The 22,105-nt window shown below is 36.8% G+C and carries 21 protein-coding genes and 1 pseudogene; 20 read left to right on the plus strand and 2 right to left on the minus strand.

All coding sequences use genetic code 11. The features are described 5' to 3' along the window. The first annotated feature begins 2 nt into the window (after positions 1-2). The 16 genes from priA (at position 3) to KQI71_RS03140 (ending at position 16,019) form a co-directional block, all read left to right on the plus strand. Complete coding sequence (gene priA / locus KQI71_RS03065; RefSeq protein WP_216433973.1) at positions 3-2,234, plus strand: replication restart helicase PriA; 2,232 nt, start codon at positions 3-5, stop codon at positions 2,232-2,234. 14 nt (positions 2,235-2,248) lie between these two features. Further along, entirely contained in the window at positions 2,249-2,731 is a 483-nt protein-coding gene (def, locus tag KQI71_RS03070) for a peptide deformylase (protein WP_216433975.1), read from the plus strand. 1 nt (position 2,732) lies between these two features. Beyond that, positions 2,733-3,662: a methionyl-tRNA formyltransferase gene (gene fmt, locus KQI71_RS03075; protein WP_216433977.1), complete on the plus strand. Its 930-nt coding sequence runs from the start codon at positions 2,733-2,735 to the stop codon at positions 3,660-3,662. Positions 3,663-3,669: 7 nt separating this feature from the next. After that, on the plus strand, positions 3,670-5,031 hold the full coding sequence (gene rsmB, locus KQI71_RS03080; protein ID WP_216433978.1) for a 16S rRNA (cytosine(967)-C(5))-methyltransferase RsmB: 1,362 nt from the start codon (positions 3,670-3,672) through the stop codon (positions 5,029-5,031). A gap of 1 nt (position 5,032) precedes the next feature. Next, positions 5,033-6,064, plus strand: a complete 1,032-nt coding sequence (gene rlmN / locus KQI71_RS03085) for a 23S rRNA (adenine(2503)-C(2))-methyltransferase RlmN (RefSeq protein WP_216433981.1) — start codon at positions 5,033-5,035, stop codon at positions 6,062-6,064. A gap of 12 nt (positions 6,065-6,076) precedes the next feature. After that, positions 6,077-6,796, plus strand: coding sequence for a Stp1/IreP family PP2C-type Ser/Thr phosphatase (locus KQI71_RS03090; RefSeq protein ID WP_216433982.1), 720 nt, complete (start codon positions 6,077-6,079; stop codon positions 6,794-6,796). An 11-nt stretch (positions 6,797-6,807) separates the two neighbouring features. Further along, positions 6,808-8,691 carry a Stk1 family PASTA domain-containing Ser/Thr kinase gene (gene pknB / locus KQI71_RS03095; RefSeq protein WP_216433984.1) on the plus strand — a complete coding sequence of 628 codons (1,884 nt, stop codon included), beginning with the start codon at positions 6,808-6,810 and terminating at the stop codon, positions 8,689-8,691. A 15-nt stretch (positions 8,692-8,706) separates the two neighbouring features. Beyond that, positions 8,707-9,582: a ribosome small subunit-dependent GTPase A gene (gene rsgA / locus KQI71_RS03100; RefSeq protein ID WP_216433986.1), complete on the plus strand. Its 876-nt coding sequence runs from the start codon at positions 8,707-8,709 to the stop codon at positions 9,580-9,582. Next, positions 9,582-10,217 (plus strand): thiamine diphosphokinase, encoded by a 636-nt coding sequence (locus KQI71_RS03105; protein ID WP_253287901.1) that lies wholly within the window; start codon positions 9,582-9,584, stop codon positions 10,215-10,217. The genes rsgA and KQI71_RS03105 overlap by 1 nt, the downstream gene beginning before the upstream one ends. Before the next feature lie 22 nt (positions 10,218-10,239). Continuing rightward, positions 10,240-10,746, plus strand: a complete 507-nt coding sequence (locus KQI71_RS03110) for a gamma carbonic anhydrase family protein (protein WP_216433990.1) — start codon at positions 10,240-10,242, stop codon at positions 10,744-10,746. Positions 10,747-10,772: 26 nt separating this feature from the next. Beyond that, on the plus strand, positions 10,773-11,132 hold the full coding sequence (locus KQI71_RS03115) for a hypothetical protein (protein WP_216433992.1): 360 nt from the start codon (positions 10,773-10,775) through the stop codon (positions 11,130-11,132). A gap of 56 nt (positions 11,133-11,188) precedes the next feature. Next, positions 11,189-11,482, plus strand: coding sequence for an Asp-tRNA(Asn)/Glu-tRNA(Gln) amidotransferase subunit GatC (gatC, locus tag KQI71_RS03120; RefSeq protein WP_216433994.1), 294 nt, complete (start codon positions 11,189-11,191; stop codon positions 11,480-11,482). 9 nt (positions 11,483-11,491) lie between these two features. Next, a complete protein-coding gene (gatA, locus tag KQI71_RS03125) occupies positions 11,492-12,970 on the plus strand; it encodes an Asp-tRNA(Asn)/Glu-tRNA(Gln) amidotransferase subunit GatA (RefSeq protein WP_216433995.1) in 1,479 nt (492 codons plus the stop codon). Further along, on the plus strand, positions 12,963-14,402 hold the full coding sequence (gene gatB / locus KQI71_RS03130; RefSeq protein WP_216433997.1) for an Asp-tRNA(Asn)/Glu-tRNA(Gln) amidotransferase subunit GatB: 1,440 nt from the start codon (positions 12,963-12,965) through the stop codon (positions 14,400-14,402). Before gatA ends, gatB begins: the two co-directional genes overlap by 8 nt. A gap of 119 nt (positions 14,403-14,521) precedes the next feature. Next, on the plus strand, positions 14,522-15,319 hold the full coding sequence (locus KQI71_RS03135; RefSeq protein WP_216433999.1) for an HAD family hydrolase: 798 nt from the start codon (positions 14,522-14,524) through the stop codon (positions 15,317-15,319). Position 15,320: 1 nt separating this feature from the next. Beyond that, the gene (locus KQI71_RS03140) at positions 15,321-16,019 is read left to right on the plus strand and encodes an HAD family hydrolase (RefSeq protein ID WP_216434001.1); all 699 of its coding nucleotides are present in this window, start codon (positions 15,321-15,323) and stop codon (positions 16,017-16,019) included. A gap of 48 nt (positions 16,020-16,067) precedes the next feature. On the opposite strand, the gene KQI71_RS03145 is transcribed toward KQI71_RS03140, so the two are convergent. Further along, entirely contained in the window at positions 16,068-16,994 is a 927-nt protein-coding gene (locus KQI71_RS03145) for a TIGR01212 family radical SAM protein (RefSeq protein ID WP_216434003.1), read from the minus strand. A 227-nt stretch (positions 16,995-17,221) separates the two neighbouring features. On the opposite strand from KQI71_RS03145, the pseudogene KQI71_RS12950 reads away from it, so the two are divergent. The 3 genes and pseudogenes from KQI71_RS12950 to KQI71_RS03155 all read left to right on the plus strand — a co-directional run. Continuing rightward, positions 17,222-17,401: pseudogene (locus KQI71_RS12950) on the plus strand (galactitol-1-phosphate 5-dehydrogenase); the annotation flags it as partial. A 2-nt stretch (positions 17,402-17,403) separates the two neighbouring features. Beyond that, positions 17,404-18,336: a 1-phosphofructokinase gene (gene pfkB, locus KQI71_RS03150; protein WP_216434005.1), complete on the plus strand. Its 933-nt coding sequence runs from the start codon at positions 17,404-17,406 to the stop codon at positions 18,334-18,336. A gap of 11 nt (positions 18,337-18,347) precedes the next feature. Beyond that, positions 18,348-19,232, plus strand: coding sequence for an aldose 1-epimerase family protein (locus KQI71_RS03155; protein ID WP_216434007.1), 885 nt, complete (start codon positions 18,348-18,350; stop codon positions 19,230-19,232). Between the two features lie 170 nt (positions 19,233-19,402). Here the strand turns inward: KQI71_RS03155 and KQI71_RS03160 are convergent, their stop codons facing one another. Further along, positions 19,403-20,290, minus strand: a complete 888-nt coding sequence (locus tag KQI71_RS03160; RefSeq protein WP_216434009.1) for an aldose 1-epimerase family protein — start codon at positions 20,288-20,290, stop codon at positions 19,403-19,405. A gap of 184 nt (positions 20,291-20,474) precedes the next feature. On the opposite strand from KQI71_RS03160, the gene KQI71_RS03165 reads away from it, so the two are divergent. After that, positions 20,475-22,070, plus strand: coding sequence for a peptide chain release factor 3 (locus KQI71_RS03165; RefSeq protein WP_216434011.1), 1,596 nt, complete (start codon positions 20,475-20,477; stop codon positions 22,068-22,070). Positions 22,071-22,105 lie beyond the last annotated feature (35 nt).

Genomic DNA, 22,105 nt, shown 5'->3' on the forward strand with positions numbered 1-22,105 from the left:
TTATGAAAAAATTATATGCGGATATTATCATCAATATTTCTCATGAGGCACTGGATCGCGTATTTGGGTACAAAGTGCCTCTTTCCCTGCAAGGAGATATTTGTGTCGGTCAGCAGGTGATCGTACCTTTTGGAAGAGGAAATAGACAACAGAAGGGATTTGTCATCGGTTTATCTGATACGATTGATTATGATGAGAGGAAAGTAAAAGAAATTATCCGGATTGAAAAGAAAAGCGTTACGATGGAATCAAAAATGATTGATCTTGCGTACTGGATTAGGAAAAATTATGGTTCTACGATGATACAGGCATTAAAAACTGTACTTCCAGTGCAGGAAAAAATGCAGCAGAAAGTACATCGTTTTCTTGAATTAAAAATAGATCCTGTCCATGGTCGAGCATTGCTTGATGAATATTTTGGACGTCATTATGTGGCTAAGGCAAGATTACTTGCGGTTCTTCTTGATCAGGAACACAAAAGAATTTCGTGGGAAGAAGCTTCAAAAAAATGGAAGATTTCAAAAAGTACAATTGATCGTATGGTGAAGGAAGATGTGATTCGCGTGATTACACAATATTATTATCGGAATCCAAATTCTGGAGATAACATTATCGTACCAGCGCCTGCTTTAAATAAAGAGCAGCAAGGTTTGATTGATGAATTTCGGCAAGATCTTTTAACGCAGACGTATCGGACGTATTTGCTTTACGGGATTACTGGAAGTGGAAAAACAGAAGTATATTTGTCGGCGATCGAAGAAGTAATAAAAAGAGGAAAGCAAGCAATTGTCTTGATTCCAGAGATCGCATTGACTTATCAGACCGTGCGAAGGTTTACGCAGAGATTTGGAGATCGGGTATCGATTTTAAATTCTCGATTATCTAGGGGAGAAAAATATGATCAATGGCTTCGTGCAAAGCAGGGAGATATTGATGTAATCATTGGACCGAGATCGGCACTGTTTGTACCATTTCCAAATCTTGGATTGATTGTCATTGACGAAGAACATGAAGGAAGTTATAAAAGTGAGCAGATGCCGAAATATCATGCAAGAGAAGTTGCTATTCATAAAGCACAGATGGAGGGTGCGTCGGTAATTTTAGGTTCAGCCACTCCATCAGTAGAAAGTTATCAAAAAGCATTAAATGGAACATATCACTTATGGGAGTTAACAAAAAGAGCGAAACAGGCAGTATTGCCTTCTGTTTATATTGAAGATTTGCGAGAAGAATTGAAAAATGGAAATCGTAGTATGTTTAGCCGAAGATTAAGAACTCTTATGCAAGATCGTATTCAAAAAGGTGAACAGATCATGTTATTTTTAAACAGGAGAGGTTATGCTGGATTTGTATCTTGTCGAAGTTGTGGACATGTGATGGAGTGTCCGCATTGTGATGTATCGATGACTTATCATAAAGATGGAAGTTTGAAATGTCATTATTGTGGATATGAAACACAAATGCCTCAGGTATGTCCAGAGTGCGGAAGCCCTTATATTGGAGCTTTTGGCCTTGGGACACAAAAGGTAGAGGCAGCCATTCATCGGGAATTTCCCGAAGTGAAAGCATTGCGAATGGATATGGATACAACGAGGAAGAAGGATAGTCATCGACAAATTCTCTCGGCATTTTTAAGAGGGGATGCACAAATTCTGGTAGGAACGCAAATGATTGTAAAGGGGCATGATTTTCCTAATGTAACACTTGTTGGAGTTCTTGCTGCAGATCTGTCTTTGCATGCCAATGATTATCGTGCTGGAGAGAGAACCTTTCAACTATTGACTCAGGCGGCAGGAAGAGCAGGAAGGGATAAAAAACCGGGAGAAGTCGTTATTCAGACTTATTCACCGGAACATTATAGTATTGTAACTGCCGCTGCTCAAGATTACAAAGAATTTTATCGGCAGGAAATTGGATACCGGACTTTAATGAAATATCCTCCGGTATGGCAGATGCTTGTTGTATTCTTATATGGAAAGAAAGAAGAAAAGGTAAAAAAGATATCAGAAGAGATGGCAAAGGTTGTCAAAAAGATGGGCGTAATGATGATAGGACCTGCAGAGGCAAGTTTTGCAAAAATTAATGATGAATATCGAAGAGTAATTTATATCAAAGATCCAGAGTATCAAACACTTGTAAAAGTGAAAGATCATTTGGAACAATGGATCATGAAACAGGAAATACAAAAAGAAATATTTATAAATTTTGACTTTAACCCAATGAACAGTTATTGAAAAGGAGAAAAAAGATGGCAATTCGAAAAATTCGTATAATGGGAGATGATGTTCTTAGAAAAACATCAAAAGAAGTAAAAGAAATGACACCACGTTTAAAAACACTGGTAGAGGATATGTTTGATACAATGTATGATGCTATGGGTGTTGGACTTGCAGCGCCTCAGGTTGGAATTTTAAAAAGAATCGTTGTAATTGATACTTATGAAGAAGGTGAGAAATTCGCTTTAATTAATCCAGTCATCACACACAAAGATGGAGAACAAGTTGGAGATGAGGGATGTTTAAGTCTTCCAGGGAAGGTAGCAACTGTAAAACGTCCAGATCACGTCATCTGTGAAGCCTATGATGTGAATATGGAGCCAATTACTATCGAAGGACATGGGCTTTTAGCAAGAGCAATCTGTCACGAATTAGATCACTTGGATGGTGTTTTATATCCAGATGTTGCAGAAGAACCGGTACGTAATGTGACTTATGAAGAAGAAGGAGAATAAAATGAGAGCAATTTTTATGGGAACACCAGAGTTTGCAGTTCCAACACTGCAGGCTTTGATTGATCATCATGAAGTCATTGGTGTGGTAACACAGCCGGATAAGCAAAGAGGACGCGGAAAAAAAGTTCAGTTTCCTCCAGTAAAGGAAAAGGCAGTAGAGTATAATATTCCGGTTTATCAGCCGGTAAGAGCAAAAGAGGAAGCGTTTATTGAGACATTAAGACAATTAAATCCGGATGTGATTGTTGTTGTGGCTTATGGACAAATTCTTCCAGAAAGTATTTTAAATATTCCTAAATATGGATGTATCAATGTTCATGGATCCCTTCTTCCAAAATACCGCGGGGCAGCGCCAATTCAGTGGGCGGTTCTTGACGGTGAGGAAAAAACAGGAATTACGACCATGTTTATGGAAAAAGGATTGGATACAGGAGACATGCTTGATAAAGTGGAAGTTGTTTTAGATCCAAAAGAAACGGCAGGAACACTTCATGATAAGTTAATGGAAGCTGGCGCAGATCTTCTTCTTGAGACTTTAAAGAAATTAGAAGCTGGAACTGCCGTGCGTATAAAACAGGATGATAGTAAAAGTTGTTATGCAAAAATGCTTTCTAAAGAAATGGGAAAAATTGATTTTACAAAATCAGCAAATGAAATTGAACGTCTGATTCGTGGAATGAACCCATGGCCGAGTGCGTATACATCTATGAGTGGAAAAACAATGAAAATCTGGGATGCAGATGTTGTGGAATATCAGGGAAATGAAAAACCTGGAACGATTGTAGATGTAACGAAAGATTCAATTCTTGTGGCAACTGGAGAAAATGCGTTGGCATTAAAGGAAATTCAACTTGCCGGAAAGAAAAGAATGCAAGTACAGGCATTTTTGCTTGGGCGCTCAGTAGAAAAAGGAATAGTATTAGGAGATTAAGTTTTTTATGGATCATCCAAGAGAACTGGCACTGGATGTGCTAATCAAAGTAGATAAAAAAGTAGATAAAAAAGAAGAATTATCCCATATTGCTGTTGGAAATGTACTGGAAAAATATCAACTTGCACCAAAAAGGGATCGGGCTTTCTTTACAAGACTTGTAGAGGGAACTTTAGAACGCGAAATTACGATCGATTATGTAATTGATCAATTTTCAAAGACAAAGGTAAGAAAATGTAAACCACTGATTCGTGCATTACTGCGTATGGGAGTATATCAGATTTTGTATATGGATCAGGTACCAGATTCTGCTGCATGCAATGAATCGGTAAAGCTTGCAAAAAAACGTGGATTTTCAAGGCTCTCTGGATTTGTGAATGGAGTTTTGAGAAATATTTCCAGAAAAAAAGAAGAGATTATATGGCCAAATCGAGCAAAAAATGAAATTTTTTATCTGTCTGTCAAATATTCAATTCCAGAATGGATTCTACGCTTTTTTGCAAAAACTTATAAGATGGATGTGGTTGAAAAAATGGCATCCTCTTTTATTCAAAATAAGGAAACAACTTTATGCTGTTTGAAGTCAAGAGCGAAAAAAGAAGAAATAAGAAAAGAATTAGAAGATGAACAAGTGGTTGTAAGAGATGGACAATTGATGGAAAAGGCCTTGAAGATTTCTAACTATGATTCTCTTTATCGTCTAAAACCATTTCGTGATGGGAAATGTACGGTTCAGGATGAAAGTTCTATGCTTGCAGCTTCTTTGAGCGATGTAAAAAAAGATCAGATAGTTTTGGATCTTTGCAGTGCACCTGGAGGAAAGGCAATTTACATTGCAGATGAACTCTGTGGAAGTGGAAAAGTGATTGCGAGAGATTTGACAGAATATAAAACGGACCTAATGGAAGATAATCTTGAAAGAATAAAACTTACAAATATGGAAGTGCAGATATCGGATGCAAGAATCTTAGATAAACAAATGATAGAAAAAGCAGATGTTGTTATTGCAGATCTTCCTTGCTCTGGACTTGGAATTATGGGAAGAAAAAATGATATTAAATATCATGTGACAGAAGAAAGTTTGAAAGAACTTGCATCCCTTCAGAGAGAAATTTTAAAATGTGCTGTACAATATGTAAAACCAGGTGGAATCTTACTTTATAGCACATGTACGATCAATCCACAGGAAAATGAAAAAAATTATCAGTGGATTATAGAAAACTTTGATTACTCTCCTGTGGATTTGACAAAAGAGTTGCCAAAAAATCTGACCATTGATACAGCAAAAGACGGATATATTCAGCTTCTGCCAGGAATTCATCCATGTGATGGATTCTTTGTTGGGAAATTAAGGAGGAAAAGCAGATAAAATGGATATAAAATCAATGACACTTTCGGAGCTGGAAGAGTATATGGAGTCAATTCATGAACGAAAGTTTCGGGCAAAACAGATTTATGAATGGATGCATAAGCGGCTTGCATTTTCGTTGGATGAAATGAACAATATTCCGAAAAAATTAAAAGAAAGAATTCAGCTTGATTATGATATGTATGGAGTAAAAATGCTGGATTGTTTTGTTTCAAAGATTGATGGAACAAGAAAATATTTGTTTGAACTTCACGATGGAAATGTAATTGAGAGTGTATGGATGCAGTACAAACATGGAAATTCTGTTTGTATTTCTTCCCAAGCCGGATGTCGTATGGGATGCCGTTTCTGTGCTTCCACCCTCGGTGGATTGGATAGAAATCTGGAACCATCCGAAATGTTGAGTCAGATTTATTATATACAAAAAGATACAAAAGAAAGAGTTTCTAATGTAGTTATGATGGGAACAGGAGAGCCAATGGATAACTTTGATAACGTTCTTCGTTTCCTTGAATTGATTACCTCTGAGCAAGGATTAAATATTAGTCAGAGAAATCTTACGATTTCAACTTGTGGAATTGTTCCAAAAATAGAAGAACTTGCAAAAAAACACTTACAGATTACCCTGGCTATTTCTCTTCATGCGCCAAACGATGAGAAGAGAAAAGAACTCATGCCAATTGCAAATCGTTATTCAATGGAAGAATTACTGAGTGCATGCAAATATTATTTTAAAGAGACAAACAGAAGAATGACTTTTGAATACAGCCTTGTAGCAGGGGTAAATGATCAGCCGGAAAATGCGAGAGAACTTTGTCAAAAATTACATGGTTTTCCATGTCATGTGAATCTGATACCGGTCAATCCGATCAAAGAGAGAAATTTTAGGCAGTCTTTGCCGGAATCTATCATGGAATTTAAAAAGATACTTGAAAAAAATCATATACATGTTACCATAAGGAGAGAAATGGGCGCAGATATTAATGCAGCCTGTGGACAACTAAGAAGAAAAAAATTACAGTCTGGAAAGTAAAGGAGTACAAATATGCGATCCGTAGGAGCTTCACATATTGGAAAGGTCAGAACAGAAAATCAGGATGTGATTTTCTTCAGTGATCAGCCAGTAGGCAAATTAAATAACTTGTATATTGTAGCTGATGGTATGGGAGGCCATCAAGCGGGGGGATATGCGTCTTCTTATACAGTAGAACGGTTTGTGGAATTGCTGCGAATATCAGAAAATGAAGATGTGATTGAATCCATGAGACAGGCGATTCTGACAGTAAATCAGGAATTGCTGAATAAATGCAGAGAAGACACGTCTTATGCAGGAATGGGAACAACAATTGTGGCAGCAACTGTTTGTGGAGAACAGGTTGTTGTTATGAATATTGGTGACAGCAGATTGTATTTTGGTGATAAAGAATTACGACAGATTACAGTGGATCATTCTTATGTAGAAGAACTGGTCCAGGCAGGAGCCATTGAAAGAAATCAAAGCAGGCTCCATCCAAGAAAGAATTTAATAACCAGAGCAGTAGGGGCAGTATCTGCAGAGCCGGATTTTTTTGAATTTACGGCAAATGAAGGTTATCTGCTCTTATGTAGTGATGGATTGACGAATATGATAGCAGATGATGAATTGAAAGAACTCCTTTTAGACCACAGCCAGCTGGAGAATAAAGCAAGCCAGCTTATTAATCGTGCAAACGAATATGGAGGAAAAGATAATATCTCACTGGTAATCGTGGAATTAGGGAATTGAGGTGAAAACAATTGTTAGAGATTGGCGAAGTGCTCGGCGGTCGCTATCAGATCCTAAAACATATTGGATCTGGGGGAATGGCGGACGTATATATGGCAAAAGACAGAAAATTAAATAGAAATGTTGCCATTAAAGTGTTAAAAAAAGAATATGTAGATGATGAAAAATTTTTAAAGAAATTTCAGACGGAGGCACAGGCAATTGCAAGCCTGATTCATCCGAATATTGTAAATATATATGATGTAGGTGCAGAATCCGGGGTTAATTATATTATTATGGAACTTGCGGGTGGAATTACATTAAAACAGTACATTCAAAATAAAGGGAGGCTGTCTCCAAAAGAAACGGTGGATATCTCTATTCAGATAGCATCGGCTCTTTCACATGCTCATAAACATCATATTATACACAGGGATATAAAACCACAGAACATATTAATTTCAGAAACTGGAACAATCAAAGTAACAGACTTTGGGATTGCAAAAGCAGCAAATTCTAATACTGTGACATCAACAGCGACAGCAATCGGTTCGGTACATTATATTTCACCAGAACAGGCCAAAGGGCGTTTTTGTGATGAAAAAAGTGATATTTATTCTTTAGGAATTACAATGTATGAAATGGTGACGGGACAAGTTCCATTTGATCATGAAAATGGAGTAACGATTGCATTGATGCATCTTCAAAATGAAATCGTTCCTCCAAGTCAGATTGTGGAAGGAATACCAGATAGTCTAGAAAAAATTATTTTGAAATGTGTAATGAAAAAACCAGAAGAACGATATCAAACAGCCGATGAGTTGATCGGAGATTTGAAATTGGTCTTTCAGGATACATCTGGAGATTATGTTGGAATGACACCTATGGTGGATGACTCTCCAACGATTCTTATCAATCCTCATGATATTCAGCAAAAAATGAAAGAAGAGCCACAATCAAATGTGAAGGATGACAAGGAAAATACAGTGGAAAGTAATGCTTATCTAGATCCGGATGATGAAGAGGAAGAAGAAGGCGGAATGAATTCCAAAATTGAAAAGCTTGTGATCGTGCTGGCAGCCGTTGTCGGAGCGATCATTCTAATTTCAGTCATTGTATTTGTAATCAAAAGTTCCGGATTATTCCGTTCTGGGGATGCAGCATCTAGCAGTACACCAAAGATTACAACGGAGAAACCATCGGATCAAAAAGAAGATACACATGAAGAACGTTATACAGTACCAAACTTTCTTGGTATGTCTTTAGAGAGTGCAAAGGAAGAAATTGGAGATAATTTAAAAGTAGTAACACAATATGAAAAATCAGATAAATATAGAGCGGGATTAATTGCAAGACAGAGTATTAAGAGCGATACAGAAGTTGAAAAAGGAAAAACGATCATTTTGACAGTAAGCAATGGTGCAGAAAAGAAAACAGTATCTGTACCAGGGGTAATCGGAATGAGCAGTTCCTCAGCTGCTTCTACCATTAGAAATCGTGGATTAAAAGTATCAATCAGTAAAAAATATAGCTCTAGTGTAGAGGAAGGAAAAGTTATTTCCCAGTCTCCTGATAGTGGTACACAAGTAGAAAAAGGTACGATTGTGACGATCGTAGTCAGCCGTGGAGAAAAGAAAGAAGAGGAAGATACGAAGGTTACAGTGCCAAGTTTGTCAAATTATACAGAGGCAGAGGCAAGACAACAGCTTCGAAATATGGGATTGACATTAGTTGTTCAGTCAAAAAAATATGATGATAATGTTCAGGAAGGATATGTGATCAGTCAGACCATTTCTTCTGGAACAAAGGTGAGCAAAGGTACTGCAGTTGGAGTTGTCATCAGTCTTGGAAGTAAGCCAAGTACAACAACAACCGAAGAACCAACAACAGCAGAGCCTCAGAGTGAAGAAGAATAGCAGGAGTGTTATGGAATGCAGGGAAAGATTATAAAAGGAATAGCTGGATTTTATTATGTTCAAGTAGGAGAGAAAGTCTATCAGTGTAGGGCAAAAGGAATTTTCAGAAATAAAAAAGTGAAACCTCTGGTTGGTGATAATGTAGAAATTGATATTTTGGATGAAGCGGATCAGGAAGGAAATCTTGTAAAAATTCTTCCAAGATCCAATGAACTAATTCGACCAGCCGTTTCCAACGTGGATCAGGCACTTGTCATTTTTGCAGCTAAAAATCCGAATCCGAATTATAATCTTCTTGACCGTTTTTTAATGATGATGGAAAAACAAGATGTTCCGGTTATTGTATGTTTTAATAAAGTAGATCTGGCAAAAGAAAAAGATCTTAAACTTTTGGAAAAGGTATATGAAAATTGTGGGCATCTCGTAAAATTTATTAGTGTAAAGGAAGAAGAGGGAATTGATGAGATTCGTGGATTGACCCATGGAAAAACAACAGTTCTTGCTGGACCATCTGGTGTTGGAAAATCTTCTCTGATGAATCTATTGCAGCCAGATGCTAAAATGGAAACTGGTGAAGTCAGTGAAAAGATTAAAAGAGGGCGTCATACAACGAGACATTCAGAATTAATCTGTATCGAAGAGGATACATTTGTTCTTGATACGCCAGGATTTAGCTCTCTTTTTATTCATATGTTTGAGGAAGAAGAAATTAAGGATTATTTTCAGGAATTTGCACAGTATGAGGATCAGTGCAGATTTCAGGGATGTAGTCATACACATGAACCAGACTGCGGGGTAAAGAAGGCACTGGAAGAGGGTAAAATCAGCCAGATCCGATACGATAATTATGTAAATATTTATACAGAATTAAAAGAAAAGAGAAAATGGTAATGAAAGTACTGATATTAACAGGCGGAGACTTTGACCCGGTCTTCGCCTCATCCTATATCAAGGAATGGAAGCCAGATAAAATTATTGCGGCTGATAAGGGTCTTGCGCAGGCAGAAAAATTGTCGATTCAACCGGATATAATTCTTGGAGATTTTGACAGTTGCGATAAGAAAGTTATGGATCATTTTTCGACAGAGGAAAAAATGATTTTTCCATGTGAAAAAGACGACACAGATACAGGACTTGCAATGCAGGAAGCTATAAAAATAGATGCAGATAAGATTTTAATGCTTGGAGCAACTGGTACAAGACTAGATCATGTTCTTGGAAATATTGGACAACTTGTATTTGCACATAAAAGGGGAATTCAAGCCCAGATGGTAGATTCACATAATCGAATCACTGTCTTGCCACATCAGTTTTGTATAAAAAAGGAAGAACAGTTTGGAACATATGTTTCTTTGATTCCATTCTATGAGGCAGAAGGTGTAACGCTTCGTGGATTTAAATATCTGTTAAATAATGATACGCTCGTATTTCATAAAACAAGAGCAATTAGTAATGAGTTGCAAGAGACAGAGGGAATTATAGAATACCACTCTGGATTGCTGTTAATGATTGAAAGTAAGGACTGAGTAAAGAAAACAGGAGGTTGAAATGAATTACGGACAAGTAAAAATTGCAGATTCAGCGAAAGTAGCAAAAGAGACCGTTTTACTCGGAAATATTACAATTGGAGAAGAATCTACGGTATTGTTTTTTACAGCTATGCGCTGTGAGGGTGATGAATCGATTGTTATTGGTAAAAAAAGCAATGTTCAGGAAAATTGTACGATTCATGTTGATGAAGGATACAGTGTGAAAATTGGAGATGGTGTTACGATTGGACATAATGCAGTTATTCATGGATGTCAGATTGGAGATCACACGATGATTGGAATGGGATCGATTGTGATGAATGGAGCAAAGATAGGCAAGAATTGTCTGATTGGAGCAGGAAGTCTTATCACTCAGAATGTTGAAATTCCAGATGGAAGTCTTGTGATGGGAAGCCCTGCAAAAATAAAGAGACAGTTAACAGAAAAAGAAATAGCCTATGTTGAAGCAAGTATTGGTGAATATGTGGAAGTAGGAAAAATGTTACAGGAAGATGGTGTTTTATAATCTGCAGATAAGAAAAGGGAGGGTGCATGAAATATACAAAGTGTCCCATTTGTGAAGAAAAATTAAGAAATGGAATCTGCCCGATGTGTGGTTATGATTTCACACGTCTAAAACAGCAAAATCAGATGGAGAAGGATCATTGGGATGTTCTGACGAGAGATCAAAAAACAAAAACGCCTGTTTTTGCTCATGATAAGAAAAAACATTCAGATGAAAATAAAAAGAAGAATAATGCTTATAAGCAAGAAAAGAAAAAAAACCGGAAGATAAGTAAAATTTTTATTTTCATTTTAATTGCGATTATCTATCTTTTGTCTTTTCTTTCAGAGGCTGCACCGGAAATTTTTGAGCATATAAAGCAGATGATAAATCATATTTATATTTGAAAAATCTGAAAATTATGGTAACATTAATTGCATAAGAAATGACAGGAGGAAAATAAATGGCAAATCATATTGATGATGCGACAATCGAGTATGTCGGTATTCTTGCCAAACTGGAACTATCTGGTGAGGAAAAAGAGCAGGCAAAAAAAGATATGGAAAGCATGCTGGATTATGTAGATAAATTAAATGAGTTAGATACCAGTGGAGTAGAACCAATGTCTCACGTATTTCCGGTACACAATGTATTTCGTGAGGATGTTGTAACAAATGGAGATGGAAGCGAAGATACACTGGCAAATGCGCCGGAAGAACAGGATCACGCTTTTGTTGTACCAAAGACAATTATATAGGAGGCAGCGATGAATATTTTAGGATTAACTGCCTTAGAGCTGGGCAGAAAGATAAAAGAGAAAGAAATTTCGGTTGTGGAAGCAACGAAAGCAGCACTTCATCAGATCAAGGCAGTGGATGGAGATATCCATGGTTTTGTATCATATGACGAAGAAAGCGCATTAAAACGTGCACAGGAAGTACAAAAAGGAATAGAAGAAGGAAAATATACAGGACCGCTTGCAGGTGTGCCGATGGCAATCAAAGATAATATTTGCACGAAAGGATATACAACAACCTGTAGTTCGAAAATCCTTGAAAATTTTGTACCAACATATTCCGCACAGGCTATTGAAAACTTGATGGATGCGGGTGTTGTATTTTTAGGAAAAACAAATATGGATGAGTTTGCCATGGGAAGCACAACAGAAACTTCTGCATTTGGTGTTACAAGAAATCCATGGGATACGAATAAAGTACCTGGGGGTTCTTCTGGAGGATCTGCTGCAGCTGTTGCAGCAAATGAATGTTTTATGGCACTTGGATCTGATACAGGTGGTTCAATCCGTCAGCCATCTTCTTATTGTGGTGTAACAGGAATGAAACCAACGTATGGAACGGTATCGCGTTATGGATTGATTGCTTATGGTTCCTCTCTGGATCAGATTGGGCCAATTGCAAAAGATGTTTCTGACTGTGCAGCATTGCTGGAGACAATTGCATCCTATGACGCAAAAGATTCTACTTCTGTAAAATTGGATGCTTATGATTTTACATCTGCCCTCGTTGATGATGTAAAAGGATTAAAGATTGGTATTCCAAGAGATTACTTTGGAGAAGGGTTAGATTCAGAAGTTGGTCAGGCAGTAAAAAATGCAGCAAAGGTACTAGAAGAAAAAGGTGCAATCGTAGAAGAATTTGATCTTGGATTGGTAGAATATGCAATTCCAGCATATTATGTCATTGCTTCTGCAGAAGCAAGTTCCAATCTTTCTCGTTTTGATGGAGTAAAATATGGATATCGTGCAAAAGATTATGAAGGTCTTCATGATATGTACAAAAAGACACGTTCTGAAGGATTTGGGCCGGAAGTAAAACGTCGTATTATGCTTGGGTCTTTTGTATTAAGTTCTGGATATTATGATGCTTATTATCTAAAAGCACTTCGTACAAAAGCACTTATCAAAAAAGAATTTGACAAGGCATTTGAAAAATATGATGTAATTTTAGGACCGGTAGCTCCAACAACAGCACCAAAAATTGGAGATAGTTTAAGTGATCCAATCAAGATGTATCTCGGAGATATTTATACGATTTCTGTGAACCTTGCAGGCCTTCCGGGAATGTCTCTTCCATGTGGAAAGGATAGCAACGGAATGCCAATTGGATTACAGATTATTGGTGACTGTTTCCAGGAAAAGAAAGTTATCCGTGCAGCCTATGCATTTGAACAGACAAGAACCTATGAAGCTCCAGAAATTGCAAAAGGAGGTGCAGAGCATGAGTAAACAGTATGAAACCGTCATTGGACTGGAAGTTCATGTAGAATTGGCAACAAAGACAAAGATTTTCTGTGGATGCAGCACTGCATTTGGAGGAGCTCCGAATACACATACTTGTCCGGTATGTACAGGTATGCCAGGTTCTCTCCCAGTATTAAATAAACAAGTGGTAGAATATGCAACAGCTGTTGGACTTGCGACAAATTGTACGATTACACAGAATTGTAAATTTGATCGAAAGAATTATTTCTATCCGGATAATCCACAGAACTATCAGATTTCCCAGCTATATCTGCCGATTTGTCGGAATGGAAAAGTAGAAATTGATGTAGATGGAGAAAAAAAGGACGTCCGTATTCATGAAATTCATATGGAAGAAGATGCAGGAAAACTTGTTCATGATCCATGGACAGGAGATTCTCTTGTAGATTTTAACCGTTCTGGTGTTCCGTTGATTGAAATTGTGTCAGAGCCGGATATGCGTTCTGCGGATGAGGTAATTGCCTATCTGGAAAAACTTCGATTAATTATTCAGTATCTTGGTGCGTCAGATTGCAAATTGCAGGAAGGTTCTATGAGAGCAGATGTAAACTTATCTGTTCGAGAAGTTGGAGCAGAAGAATTTGGAACACGTACAGAAATGAAAAACTTGAACTCTTTTAAGGCAATCAAACGTGCAATTGAGGGAGAAATGGAACGTCAGATTGATCTAATTGAAGCAGGAGAGAAAGTTGTACAGGAAACTCGTCGTTGGGATGATACAAAAGGTGCTTCTTATGCGATGCGTTCTAAGGAAGATGCACAGGATTATCGTTATTTCCCAGATCCAGATCTTGTACCAGTAGAGATTAGCGATGAGTGGATTGAGGAAATTAGAAGTGCACAGCCAGAATTTCGTGATGAAAAGATGAAACGTTATAAAGAAGAATATGATCTTCCAGATTATGATATTGATATTATTACAGGTTCGAAACATTTGGCAGATCTATTCGAGGCAACGATTGCACTTGGATCTGATCCTAAAGAAGTATCTAACTGGCTGATGGGAGAAACAATGCGTCTTGTCAATGAATCTGAAATGGAAATTGATGATGTCGCATTTTCACCAGAACATCTCGCAAAACTGATCGAGATGATCAAAGGAAATGAAATTAACCGTAAAGTCGGAAAAGAAGTCTTTGAAAAGATTTTTAGTGAAAATGTAGATCCTGTAGCTTATGTAGAAGAACATGGGTTAAAATCTATGAATGATGAAGGCGCTTTAAGAGCTACCATTGAAAAAATCGTAGCAGATAATCCAAAATCTGTAGAAGATTATAAAGCCGGAAAGAAAAAAGCGATTGGATTCCTTGTTGGACAGACAATGAAAGCAACACAGGGAAAAGCAAATCCTGGTATTGTTAACCAGATTTTAAATGAAATTTTAGCTAATATATAAGTTTTTGTAAGGAATCAATCTGTGAAAAAAGCTGATTTTTACAGGTTGGTTCTTTTTTTGTTGAATTTTTGTTCTTTTATCAGTACAATGAAATCAGATTATATTTATGGAGGAAATTTATGAAGCAGTATAAAGGGGTTGTCTTTTTTGATTATGATGGGACAACAGTAGATGAGGTAGATCGGATTGCCACAGCAACACCGAAAACAGTGGAATCCTTGAAGAAGCTGAAAGAGAATGGTTACCTTACGATGTTATGTTCTGGAAGAACCAAGCGTTTCCTTGAAGCGGATATTGATAAATTTGAAGGAAGTATCAATTGTAATGGAAGTTATACAGAAATTGCAGGAGAAGTGATTCGTGATATTTCGATTCCGGATGAACTTTTGTTTCGTGTAATTGATGAATATTTTCCAAGAGATACTATTATTCAGCTGGAGACCCAGGATATTACCTATTATCTGCACAGTGATGAGGAATTTTTTGCTTATCATTGTGAATTATTCAGTCTTCCACAACGGTGGTTTGCCCCATGGAAATATCGGGATAAAAATAATCATATTGCAAAATTAGTGATGAATTATAAGACACCGGATGTCTTTGAAGACTTTAAAAAAGAATTTGCCAATGAATTTGAATGCGCAAAGCATGTTCGCGAAAATTTTATTGATATTACATTAAAAGGAATAACAAAAGGAGATGCGATAAAGGAAGTTCTTGAAAAATTGGGAATTGCAAAAGAAAATAGCTATGCATTTGGAGATGCAGATAATGATGTAGAAATGATGAAAGCTGTTGGGACAGGAATTGCCATGGGACGTCACAGTGATGCAGTAGGAAAAGTAGCTAAAATGGTAACAGGAACAACAAAAGAAGAAGGAATTACAACAGCACTTGAGAAATTAAGGTTAATTTAAAATGAAAAATATTATTTTTGATGTAGATGACACATTATATGATTTGATGGAACCGTTTCAAAAAGCACATGAGGAACTTTTTGCAGATCAGACAGATGCAAATTGTGAAGAACTTTTCAAAGCTTCAAGAACTTATAGCGATGAAGCATTTTATATGGCTATAGAAGGAAAAATCCCAAACGAAGATGAGTTCGCTTATCGGATTATAAAAACTTACAAAGATGTTGGAATAGATGTAAAGCGAGAGCAGGCAAAGACATTTGAAGAACGTTATCGTTATCATCAAAATCATATTCATGTGCCAAAAGAGATTGCAGATATTCTTACGATGTGTCAATCTGATTTTGAGAAAATTGGTGTGCTGACAAATGGAAAAGTCAAAAATCAGGGAAAGAAAATACAAAAGCTTCATCTTTCTAACTGGTTTGATCAGAATACCATGTTTATTTCAGATGAAATTGGGGCGGCAAAACCAGATGTACAGGCATTCTATAAAGTTCAGGAAGCAATGCAACTGAAACCAGAGGAAACATGGTTTATCGGAGATACTTTTGAAGTTGATGTAGTTGGAGCAAAAAATGCCGGATGGCATGTGATTTGGTTTAATCATCGAAAACGGCCAATGCCAGAGGGAAATATTGTACCGGATATAGAAGTACAAACAGCAAAAGAACTGAAAAAGGCATTGCAGGAAATATAAAATAAAAACAGAATTCTAAGACAACAGAATTCTGTTTTTTATTTTTTATTATAAGTTAAAGTATAAATCCCCTTGATGGAGATTTTTTATTTTCATTTGATGGGCAATTTCATTTAGAACTTTTCTTTTGTTCAAGCTCCACATTGGAGCGATTAGTAGATCTTTTGGACCGTCTCCAGTCAGACGATGAATGACGATATCTTTTCTTAGGGTTTCTATACATTGCAAAAGTAGTTCTACATAAGAATCTAAAGTAAAAACAGGAAATGGATGTGCTTCATAATAGTCGGCAAGATCCGTATGTTTTAAAATATGAAGCATAGAAAATTTGACGCCATGGATGGGAAGCATATTTAAGTAACGGACTGAATCAAGCATCATATCTTCTGTTTCACCGGGAAGTCCTAAAATCAAATGAATTACAGTAAAAACCCCAATTTCATGGAGATTAGAAACAGCTTTTTCAAAACAGGATAGAGAATATCCGCGTCGGATAAATTTGGCAGTTGTTTCATGGATTGTTTGAAGCCCAAGTTCTACAAAGACAGGTTTTATTTTATTTAGTCTAGATAGCAGAGAAAGAACTTGAGGAGGAAGACAGTCTGGTCTTGTTCCGATAGCTAAAGCAATGATTCTTGAGTCTAAAATTGCCTCCGTAAAAAGGTGTTCTAATTTTTCCAAAGGACCATAAGTATTTGTAAAAGCTTGAAAGTAGGCAATATATTTTCCGTGTTCTATTTTTTTAGAAACTCTGGAAATGCCTTGTGAAATTTGATCAGTTATGGATAGAGAACGGTCGCAGGCAAAATCTCCAGACCCTCCTTCACTGCAAAAAATACAGCCTCCATTTCCAATGGTTCCATCTCGATTTGGACAAGTAAATCCACCATCCAAGGATACTTTATAAACTTTTTCTCCAAAATAATTTTTTAAAAAGCTATCGAAAGAATAAAAACGTTTTCCATGCCAGTCCATTAGAAAGACCTCCTTAAAGTATTTTTGCTTCATGTATTTTAATATATCTATTGACAAAAGTACAGCGTTATCTTATACATTTTTTATATTAATTAGCATGATTATATGACTGCTTTCTGCAGTTATTGGTATCGTCTTTGGAATTGATCCAGTAAATAAGGCAGTGGGATTAGAAGCAATGGATGCGCTTCATTTTGAGGAGTGAGTAGGTAAATTTCACTGTTTTTTCTCCTTTTCCAGGAAAAGAATGGGTTCTTACAGCTCATTATTTTAAGACTGGACAGTTAAAATTTGAAGACGCGCTAATTTTTAAGAAACAACCATTAAGTAAGATTGATGAAGCATTTGAAATGTATAAAACACCAGGAACTGTAAAAGGAAAAATTTTAATTGACAGTGAGGCGTAAATATGATTACAACGGTAACTTTAAATGTATCAGTGGATAAAGCTTACTATATTAAAGGCAAAGTAGAACCAGGAACAGTTGCGAGAGTACAAAAGTGTATCAATTCTGCTGGTGGGAAGGGACTCAACGTCGCAAGAATTATTGACTTTTGCGGAGAAGATGTTTTTGCGACAGGATTTGCCGGTGGATTTAACGGAGATTATGTCAAAGCTCTATTACAAAACGATGGCATTGAAAATCAGTTTACAAGCATAAAAAATGAGACAAGAAGCTGTATTAATATTTTGGCGGAAGATGAGACTTCTACGGAATTTCTGGAACCAGGAGCACCGGTAAGCAAAGAAGAAGTCGAACAGTTTTTTAAAGATTTTGATCCGATGATTGAAAAAAGTGATGTTCTTACAATTTCAGGAAGCGTTCCAGCAGGAGTTCCAAAAGATGTTTATGCCAGAATGGTAAACAGAATCAAAGAAAAAGGAAAATGTGTGATTCTTGATACGAGTGGAGAAGCTTTAGAGGAAGGAATCAAGGCAGGTCCAACGATGATCAAGCCGAATGATGAAGAATTGGAAGCGATTCTTGGAGTTAAGATTACAGACAGACAGCAGACCGTTGATGCTGCAAAAAAAATGCGAGATCAATATGGAATTGAATATGTAGTAGTTTCTTTAGGTGGAGACGGTGCTTTGGTTGTTTCTGAGGAAGGAATTTTTCATGGAAGACCGCCAAAATTAAAAGCAGTTAATACGGTTGGCTGCGGAGATTCTATGGTAGGAGCATTTGCAGTAGCAATGAAGCGTGAAATGAAAATTGAAGAAGCACTTTCTTATGCCATTGCCGTCTCAGCAGCAAATGCAATCAATCCAGAAACTGGACATATTCGTATGGAAGATGTGAAAGAAATTCTGCCAAAGGTAACGATAGAAAGAGTTTAGAGGAATCTGATATGGAATATACATTAAAAAGTGAAGCATTGACCGTAGTTTTTGAATCTTTTGGAGGAGAACTTCATTCAATAAAAGATAAGGACGGACTAGAATATCTTTGGCAAGGAGATAAACAATACTGGAGCGGGCAGGCACCTGTACTTTTTCCAATCTGCGGAAGTCTGAGAAATGATCAGGCGGAAATCGGACATGGGAAAATAACAAAAATGCCAAGACATGGAATCGTACGAAAAAAGGAATTTCAATTTGTAGAAAAAACAGATGACAGCATTGTATTTCAAATAGAAAGCAATGAGGAACTGAAAGAACAATATCCATATAGCTTCCGCCTGAGAATTCGTTATACACTGGAAGGAAAGACAATTACGACAAAGTACATCGTGGAAAATACATCGGAAGATGAGGAAATGCCGTTCTTTATCGGAGGACACCCAGGATTTTGTTGTCCATTTTATGATGGGGAATCTTACGAAGATTATGAACTTGTATTTGAAAAAAAAGAAACATGTGATGTGCCAACGCCGATATCAGAAACCGGTCTGATTGATATGAAACACCGCACACCATTTTTGAAAGACCAGAATATCTTACAACTTCGCCATAAATTATTTGAAAAAGATATGATCATTCTTGACAAGCTGGTTTCAAGAAAAGTGACATTGCGCGGGAAAAAACATGACAAAGGACTCACTCTTTCTTTTAAAGATTTTCCATATCTGATGTTATGGTCTACGGCAAATAAAGGACCATTTATTGCCTTGGAACCTTGGATAGGATTATCTACATGTAGTGATGAAAGTGATCGTTTTGAAGAAAAGAGAAATTTACAGATGGCCAAACCAGGAGAAAACAAAGAATATCAATTTGATATCTGTGTTTTGTAACCTCTTATAAGCTATATCATACAATTATAAAGATACCTCTGATTTAAAAAATGGAATCAGAGGTATCTTTATGTAAAATATTCATAAGAATAAAATTAAAAAATAACTAGAAAACATCTATATGAAGTACTGTTATATGTCAATCGAGGTGAAAGTGTGCTGCTTCATGGTTATTTTTTAATAATCTGAATCGTAAAGCTTAGACTTTGTTCTTCTTTTGGCTGCAAAGTACGTACTCCCCTTTTATGTTCGAAAACATCGTCTTCATCGCTGCAGGTTGCAGTTCCACTCCATGGTTCGAGTGCAACAAATGGTCCATCATTAGCGCTGGACCATACACCAAGATAATCAAAATCTGGGAATGTTACGCAAATACCTTTTTCTAAAGTCTTATGTTTTAAAGAAACCTTGCGAGATTTTAATTCATCAAAAATCAGAGCATCTTTATAGAAGAGGGAATGTTTTAAAGAAATTGTTTTCTCGTTGTTAAGAACAGGAACACGATTTTCGTTATGAATCAGGCCAGATTCATCAAGCAATGCACAGTTGGCAGTTTCTGGCTGTTCAAATTCTACGATGTAGTCTTCAAAAGATTCATCTTTTGAGATTGGACAGTTAAAGGCAGGATGCCCACCAACACAATACGGCATTGGTATAGAATCGTGGTTGATCACTCTATGTGTAACTTTTACTCCATAATCGATCAGTTCATAGATCATTTGTAATTCAAAATCAAAAGGATACTGTTTTTTTGTGCTTTCATCGGCACGAAGAGAATATACAGCAGATGTATCTGTGGAAGAAAGCAACGTAAATTCGAGCTTTCTTGCGAGCCCATGACGACCAAAAGAGCAAGTTTTATTTCCAGAGATGGTTGCTTTGCCGTTACGGATGGATCCTACGATTGGAAATAAAACCGGAGCCTGTCCACCCCAGAAATTTTGGTTCCCTTGCCATAAATATTCGGTCTGATCAGTGTCTTTGATGGAAGTTAGTTCTGCTCCGAGGGACTTCAAAGCGATGGAAATTGTTTTATTTGTTAATGTAGTAATACTCATATCATTCTTTCCTCCAGATTTAAATATTTGTTAATATTATATCTTTTTTGAGAGAACGCGTCCAGTAAAATGCTATGAAAATGGCTGTTTTTCAAGGAAAATATGATTCGATAGTAGAATTTTTTACCAGGTTATGATATTATGACTAAGTGTATGCATTGAACTAGAAAAGAGGAAAGAAAGAATGGCAAACAATATAGAACAGGAAATTGCCCGAAGAAGAACTTTTGCGATCATTTCGCATCCGGATGCAGGAAAAACGACTTTGACGGAAAAGTTTTTGCTTTATGGAGGAGCAATTAATACGGCTGGATCTGTAAAAGGAAAGGCTAATGCAAAACATGCAGTTTCGGACTGGATGGAAATTGAAAAAGAAAGAGGAATTTCTGTTACTTCTTCTGTATTACAGTTTGAATATGAGGGAAAATGTATCAATATTTTGGATACACCAGGGCATGAAGATTTTTCAGAGGACACATATCGTACCCTGATGGCTGCAGATTGTGCAGTCATGGTCATTGATGCATCGAAAGGTGTAGAACCACAGACAATTAAATTATTTAAAGTTTGTGTTATGCGCCATATACCAATTTTCACATTTATCAATAAGATGGACAGAGAAGCAAAGGATACGTTTGATTTGCTGGATGATATTGAAAAAGTCCTTGGAATCGAAACATGTCCAATCAACTGGCCGATTGGGTGTGGAAAAGAATTTAAAGGTGTTTATGAGAGAGCATCTAGAAATATTCTTCGTTTTGAAGCTGTTTCAACTGGGGGATCAAAAGAAGCAAAAGAAACAATTATATCTGCCGATGATGAAAATGCAAAGGCTTTAATTGGGGAAGACTTCTATGACAATTTAATGGAAGAAATTGAATTGCTTGATGGAGCGGCAGCAGAACTCGATATGGAAAAAGTTCATCAAGGAAAACTGTCTCCAGTATTTTTTGGTTCTGCTTTGACAAACTTTGGCGTAGAACCATTTTTGGAACATTTTCTGAAAATGACCAACCAGCCGCTTCCAAGAATTTCTAAAGGAGAAGAAGTGGATCCGGTTACCAATGGATTTTCAGCGTTTGTTTTTAAGATTCAGGCAAATATGAATAAGAATCATAGAGACCGTATCGCATTTATGAGAATATGTTCTGGAAAATTTGAGGCAAACATGGAAGTGAAACATGTGCAGGATGGTAAAAAGATGCGTCTATCTCAACCTCAGCAAATCATGGCTCAGGAGCGTAAGGTTGTCAGCGAAGCATATGCTGGAGATATTATTGGTGTTTTTGATCCTGGAGTATTTTCAATTGGAGATACGGTATGCCTTCCAAAAGATGATTTTGAATATGAAGGAATTCCAACATTTGCACCGGAACATTTTGCACGAGTGATTCAGTTAGACTCCATGAAGAGAAAGCAATTTGTCAAAGGTGTGGAACAGATTGCACAAGAAGGTGCAATTCAGATCTTCCAGGAACATGAGGCAGGATTTGCAGAAATTATCGTTGGTGTTGTAGGAACACTGCAATTCGATGTCTTAAAATATCGTCTGGAAAATGAATACAACTGTGAAGTACGTCTGGAACCCCTTCCTTATCAGGCAATCCGATGGATTAAGGATCGAAATACAGATATGAATAAACTTCGCGGTGTTGCAGAGGTTAAAAAAGTAAAAGATATGAAAGGTAATCCATTGCTATTATTCAAAAATGAATGGGGAATTCAGTTTGTTTTAGATCGTAACGAGGGACTGGAACTTGAAGAATTCAGCAGAGAATAATAGAATATTTAGAAAAATATATTTACAATTGAAAT

This window comes from Anaerostipes sp. MSJ-23 (assembly GCF_018918155.1).
Taxonomy (GTDB): Bacteria; Bacillota; Clostridia; order Lachnospirales; family Lachnospiraceae; genus Anaerostipes.

Coding starts and splice junctions, on each gene's coding strand:
- priA (WP_216433973.1), top strand. CDS start 3: ATGAAAAAATTATATGCGGATATTATCATCAATATTTCTCATGAGGCA.
- def (WP_216433975.1), top strand. CDS start 2,249: ATGGCAATTCGAAAAATTCGTATAATGGGAGATGATGTTCTTAGAAAA.
- fmt (WP_216433977.1), top strand. CDS start 2,733: ATGAGAGCAATTTTTATGGGAACACCAGAGTTTGCAGTTCCAACACTG.
- rsmB (WP_216433978.1), top strand. CDS start 3,670: ATGGATCATCCAAGAGAACTGGCACTGGATGTGCTAATCAAAGTAGAT.
- rlmN (WP_216433981.1), top strand. CDS start 5,033: ATGGATATAAAATCAATGACACTTTCGGAGCTGGAAGAGTATATGGAG.
- KQI71_RS03090 (WP_216433982.1), top strand. CDS start 6,077: ATGCGATCCGTAGGAGCTTCACATATTGGAAAGGTCAGAACAGAAAAT.
- rsgA (WP_216433986.1), top strand. CDS start 8,707: ATGCAGGGAAAGATTATAAAAGGAATAGCTGGATTTTATTATGTTCAA.
- KQI71_RS03105 (WP_253287901.1), top strand. CDS start 9,582: ATGAAAGTACTGATATTAACAGGCGGAGACTTTGACCCGGTCTTCGCC.
- KQI71_RS03110 (WP_216433990.1), top strand. CDS start 10,240: ATGAATTACGGACAAGTAAAAATTGCAGATTCAGCGAAAGTAGCAAAA.
- KQI71_RS03115 (WP_216433992.1), top strand. CDS start 10,773: ATGAAATATACAAAGTGTCCCATTTGTGAAGAAAAATTAAGAAATGGA.
- gatC (WP_216433994.1), top strand. CDS start 11,189: ATGGCAAATCATATTGATGATGCGACAATCGAGTATGTCGGTATTCTT.
- gatA (WP_216433995.1), top strand. CDS start 11,492: ATGAATATTTTAGGATTAACTGCCTTAGAGCTGGGCAGAAAGATAAAA.
- gatB (WP_216433997.1), top strand. CDS start 12,963: ATGAGTAAACAGTATGAAACCGTCATTGGACTGGAAGTTCATGTAGAA.
- KQI71_RS03135 (WP_216433999.1), top strand. CDS start 14,522: ATGAAGCAGTATAAAGGGGTTGTCTTTTTTGATTATGATGGGACAACA.
- KQI71_RS03140 (WP_216434001.1), top strand. CDS start 15,321: ATGAAAAATATTATTTTTGATGTAGATGACACATTATATGATTTGATG.
- KQI71_RS03145 (WP_216434003.1), bottom strand. CDS start 16,994: ATGGACTGGCATGGAAAACGTTTTTATTCTTTCGATAGCTTTTTAAAA.
- pfkB (WP_216434005.1), top strand. CDS start 17,404: ATGATTACAACGGTAACTTTAAATGTATCAGTGGATAAAGCTTACTAT.
- KQI71_RS03155 (WP_216434007.1), top strand. CDS start 18,348: ATGGAATATACATTAAAAAGTGAAGCATTGACCGTAGTTTTTGAATCT.
- KQI71_RS03160 (WP_216434009.1), bottom strand. CDS start 20,290: ATGAGTATTACTACATTAACAAATAAAACAATTTCCATCGCTTTGAAG.
- KQI71_RS03165 (WP_216434011.1), top strand. CDS start 20,475: ATGGCAAACAATATAGAACAGGAAATTGCCCGAAGAAGAACTTTTGCG.